Source organism: Holospora elegans E1 (genome assembly GCF_000648275.1).
Lineage (GTDB): Bacteria > Pseudomonadota > Alphaproteobacteria > Holosporales > Holosporaceae > Holospora > Holospora undulata_A.
Window position 1 is genome coordinate 1 of record NZ_BAUP01000129.1, and the last position, 4,489, is coordinate 4,489.

4 protein-coding genes and 2 pseudogenes are annotated in these 4,489 nt (G+C 32.3%); 1 reads left to right on the top strand and 5 read right to left on the bottom strand.

Annotated elements, in window-relative coordinates; genetic code table 11:
• Window positions 1–512: 512 nt before the first annotated feature.
• The 5 genes and pseudogenes from HE1_RS05290 to HE1_RS10475 all read right to left on the bottom strand — a co-directional run bounded on the left by HE1_RS05290 (window position 513) and on the right by HE1_RS10475 (window position 3,611).
• A complete protein-coding gene (locus HE1_RS05290; protein WP_035545494.1) occupies window positions 513–1,610 on the bottom strand; it encodes a M50 family metallopeptidase in 1,098 nt (365 codons plus the stop codon).
• Between the two features lie 292 nt (window positions 1,611–1,902).
• Window positions 1,903–2,094 carry a hypothetical protein gene (locus HE1_RS05295; protein WP_035545497.1) on the bottom strand — a complete coding sequence of 64 codons (192 nt, stop codon included), beginning with the start codon at window positions 2,092–2,094 and terminating at the stop codon, window positions 1,903–1,905.
• Between the two features lie 3 nt (window positions 2,095–2,097).
• Entirely contained in the window at window positions 2,098–2,298 is a 201-nt protein-coding gene (locus HE1_RS05300; RefSeq protein ID WP_035545499.1) for a hypothetical protein, read from the bottom strand.
• Between the two features lie 39 nt (window positions 2,299–2,337).
• Entirely contained in the window at window positions 2,338–2,469 is a 132-nt protein-coding gene (locus tag HE1_RS10045) for a hypothetical protein (RefSeq protein ID WP_278243445.1), read from the bottom strand.
• A 231-nt stretch (window positions 2,470–2,700) separates the two neighbouring features.
• Window positions 2,701–3,611 (bottom strand): annotated as a pseudogene (locus tag HE1_RS10475) (VanW family protein).
• Window positions 3,612–4,316: 705 nt separating this feature from the next.
• Here HE1_RS10475 and HE1_RS09785 point away from each other — a divergent pair.
• A pseudogene (locus tag HE1_RS09785) lies at window positions 4,317–4,489 on the top strand (helix-turn-helix domain-containing protein); the annotation flags it as partial.

Here is a 4,489-nt window from a genome sequence, read left to right on the forward strand (position 1 = left end):
ACCAAGTTTAATATATTCTATTACTTGCTCCCTTAGATCGAAGCTGTTTTGTTTCTTTGTCATTTTCTGTTAAAAATAACACCTCTCTTCCCCATTTTTAATCTGAATTACTATAGTATGAAAACGTAATACCTAAAATCGAGTAAATTAATAATACTGAGTTTTTAAATTTTATATAATTGTACTCATAAATTTTATATAATTGTACTCATTTCATAGCTTTTGGCTGTATGTTAGGATACAATTCTAAATTCGTGTTTATTAAATCGTTTTACCCAAAAGAAAAAAGCTTTATCAGTGCTTTATATTGGAATTGAAAACAAAAATCCTTAACGTAGAATGAATCTTATCTAAAATTAAAAATTATTACAGAATTGATAAATAAAAAATATGACTTTAAAAAAGGTTAAAATAGATCAAATCAAAGCGTTTACTTCTTATTCCTATCTTAACCCAAAGCCTTGTTTTACAAATATTTTAATAAATTCTTCCTGCATTCATTAATTTTTTATTTAATGACAAATATACTGCAAAATATTCTTAATTATTACGTATCGTGTTAAATCTTTAAACGAAGAATATAAAAATACTAATCCAAGAATAAAAATAGAAATCCAAAGTAATACCTGAGTAAACCGATGAGGAATAGGTCTTCCCAAAATCCACTCCGCCACGGATAAAACGATATTTCCTCCATCTAATAGAGGGATAGGCAATAAATTGAAAAATCCTAAAGCAATAGAAAGAGATGTCATCAATAAAATAATCATTCCTGGATCTTTTTGCTCTAAGACATCGCGAGCCTGATGAGCAATCCCCAAAGGTCCAGAAAGATTCGTCATATTTGACTTTTTAAAAATTTCTAACGGTCTTTTACTTTCGTTAATAAAAACAGTAAAAATACTACCAATATAGCTTTCTGTTGGAACTTTTTTCCACGTACACCCTGGGGTGATACCGACATTTCCTTTCCAGACTTCATTGAGACTAGGAGTCTTTTCTGATTTTAGATCAACTTCCACAACTTCGTCATCTCTATAAACATTAAAGTGAAGAGTATTCCGCAAAGGAGTGGATTCTAAAACAGATAAAATATCCTGAAAAGAGCCAATAGGATGGTCTTGTATTTGTAAGATTTTGTCTTTAGGAAAAAGTACGCCTTTTGCAGGAGAAGATTCGCTAACTTTTCCAATGATAGGCTCATTCAAATCCGGAAGTCCAACGGTTAAAACCATAGTCGCAATCAATCCAAAAGCTAAAAGATAATTAGCAAAAGGTCCAGCAAATGCAATAATAATTTTTTGCCAAGGTTTCTTGTTTGTAATACTAGATTGCTCATCAGAATCCTTTGTTGTCAGTCCTGAAGGATCTTCATCTCCTAAAAATTTTACATAGCCCCCTAACAAATAAGGAGAAATCTTCCATACTGTTCCATTCTTATCTTTCCATTGATATAAAGCAGGACCAAAACCGATAGAAAAACTTTCAACAGATACACCCTGCCAACGAGCAGCCAAATAATGACCCAATTCGTGAAAAATAACTAACGGACATATTACCAGTACAAACGAAAAAATAGTTTTTACTAATGAATAAAGATTTAATAGCATTATTCTCCTATCTTACATAGCATAGCTCATTATCTCAAAACTTCCTAAAAAAGCAATGGTTACTATTATATAGATTAGGCCGTGTGCTCGATTAATCCAAAAAAACATTCAAACCAAGTGAATGGTGCCCAGAAAATCTACAGACATTTTATCATAGAGTGTGGGGAAATAGTGCGGTATTACTTTAAGTTTGGCAAAAAAATTCTTGATTAAATGACGAGATTTATAAAGATTTAAGTTGTGACTTGTTTTATCCATTAAATTCTCAGAAACGCCTATGTTTTCATAAGTTTTAGCACTCCCCCTCACTTTTTTTCAGGTAGTTTAAAAGATCGCTGAAATCAAAGAATAAGAGTTTAATTTTTCTCACAAATTCGCGATCAGCTGAAAAGGAGAGAATTTTATCGACCCCAAAGATTTCCTTAAATTGGTTTAATAAACTGATGCGTGCTTGGGGGTGCGAATTTTCCTGGTGATCAAGCATGCTCTAAAACAAAGGAAATGTAATCTTTCCAACTCTAACAGCTAGTACGAGGCAATTGATATTCTGCGTTCCAAACTTCCAATTGGTGCCATCGAGCATTAAATGCATTTTAGGAACTGGCTCCCAAATGCTTGATATCAAGGCTTTTGAGAAGAGTCCAGAATCAATTCCTTGTCCTTTTAAAAAAACGCCTGATGCGTTCAAGCTTGGATTTTATTGAAGGTGGAGAGTTCTTCTTGTGGATCAGCGCAGGATGCTGAACATTTCGTGATCGATCATACTAAGTACGAAGGTTTTAAAAGTCTCTGCGCGGGAATTGTGAAAAGCTAATATTCTTGTTATCTTATTTATTAAGGAAGAGAGGTTCATTTGCATTAAACATTGTTGTTTATTTTTAATAAAATAGCCTGTCTTTCGGATTTTTTAAAGACCCTTCAAAAAAGTGAGGGGGAGTATGCTAATGGCTGATCAATAAACGATTAATTTAATTGTAGTGCAAAGTGATCAAATAAAAACATTCTTACGTTAGTAAAAGTCCTCCATCAAAATTATAAGACATAAATTTAGGATTTTTTGCAGAGAAATCGTTTTAACTGTGTCTTTATTTTACGCGAAAATTTTATAGCGTGTTGAATCGGGTTCATAGCAAACTTTGCTCCAATTTTTTACTAAGAGTTTGTCGTGCAAATGTTTTGGAATTTTTCCATCTATTCCTTTTTCAAAAACAGATACCCATATTTCGTTAGATCGATACCATTCATCCCCCTGCCGTTTAAAAAAATGATTTTTTTCAAAAACTGAAAACGTCTGCATAGGGTGTGCAGAACACCGAATCTCTCCTTTTAACCTACCGCTTGCAATAAAAACCCTAAATTGAAATGTGTGGGGGGTGGTGTTGGTGACTTGCCAATCAACATAGTTCCAAAAAACGGCAGCGCCGCTTCCAAAAGGTAAGACTCGTCCTTGATCAGGAAAGGGATCGTAACTATGCAAACTGCGCTCTACCACTGTTAAAGGCGTGTGCCAGGCCATCCAATTCAGTAAATTAGACAATTGACAAATGCCTCCTCCTATTCCTGCTCTTGCTTTGCCTCTTGATATTTCCATTCCTTCTAAAAATCCTTTTTTTCTGTGGGTCTTCCTATCATGTACCAAAACGAAAAAGTTTGTCCTGGTTTGATAATACAATTGTTAATTTTTTCTATAGCTAGCTTAAGGTTGACGATTTTGTTACGTTGCCATTTCATGTAGAGCGGATCATCAGTTAAATAATTTCTTATCAATTTAGAATTGTGCCGAGTACACCGGTATGTTAACTGTTCCTTAGAAAAATCAAGACTATAAGTTTTTTTGTGAAAAAAAAGGTAAATAAAACGGACAATTCTTTTTTGCCATATTCTTACGAAATATACAATTGGGCTTACCTCACTAAGTAATTTTTTCTGACTTTTCTGGAGGGGGGCGGATTTCTTCATAACAACTTTCCTTACGTTACACATTGATAGAATTTTACGCATAGTCTGATAGTGCACGATTACTCTACATACCCTACTTTCATTAAATATTTTAATTCTCTAAAAGCTTGCTCTACAAAAAAATTTCTTAAATTTTTTCTGCTCTACAGAAAAAAGATTGCACCTAAACAATTGTTGTAAACAAAATGAAATTCTAAAATTTTTATTTACTGAAAAAAAAGAATCTTTCTTTAATCGCTGAAGAATTTTCTTTACAAACAGAACCACATTTTTTGACGTTTTTTGTATCCAGTATAGATTTTACTTAACCAAAGAAAAATTCAAACATAACCCAAGATATATTTTTTAGCTTATAAGGAGCAATGAAGTTTTGGCGTGTAAATTAAATTAAAAACATTTTACTTTTCATGCATTAAGAGAATAAATATTAAATATTTAATGTTAATTCTAACAAACAACTACAAGAGTATTTTACACTTTTTCAAACTTAACAGCAAGATTTTTAAATAAAAAACAAACCTAAGTTAAAATTTAGTTTCAACGATTTAAGGTCCTTGAACTACGATAAAAAATATGAAACAATTGTCATGAGTATTCTGATAGTATAGTCCAAAAGTAGAAAACAATTTAAGCTGTAAATCTTTGCATTTATCTTTCTTAAAAAAGCCTTTAACTAAAGACACTTTTTATTAGAATCAGTAAAGGAAGTCTTTTAAAAATCTCTAAAAATGATTGTATGTAAATTTTGTGAATGTTCGGAGAGCTTTAAAATCGGTTTTGTTCGAGGGGTTCAGAGGTGAAAACGTAAAAAATGTGGAAAAATTTTCACGAGGTGTGCCCGAAAAAGACAAGCTCCAAGCCCTCGTTTTATACGCAAGCGGCCTTTACGATGAACCGAATTACTCAGCGTTTTTGTATCA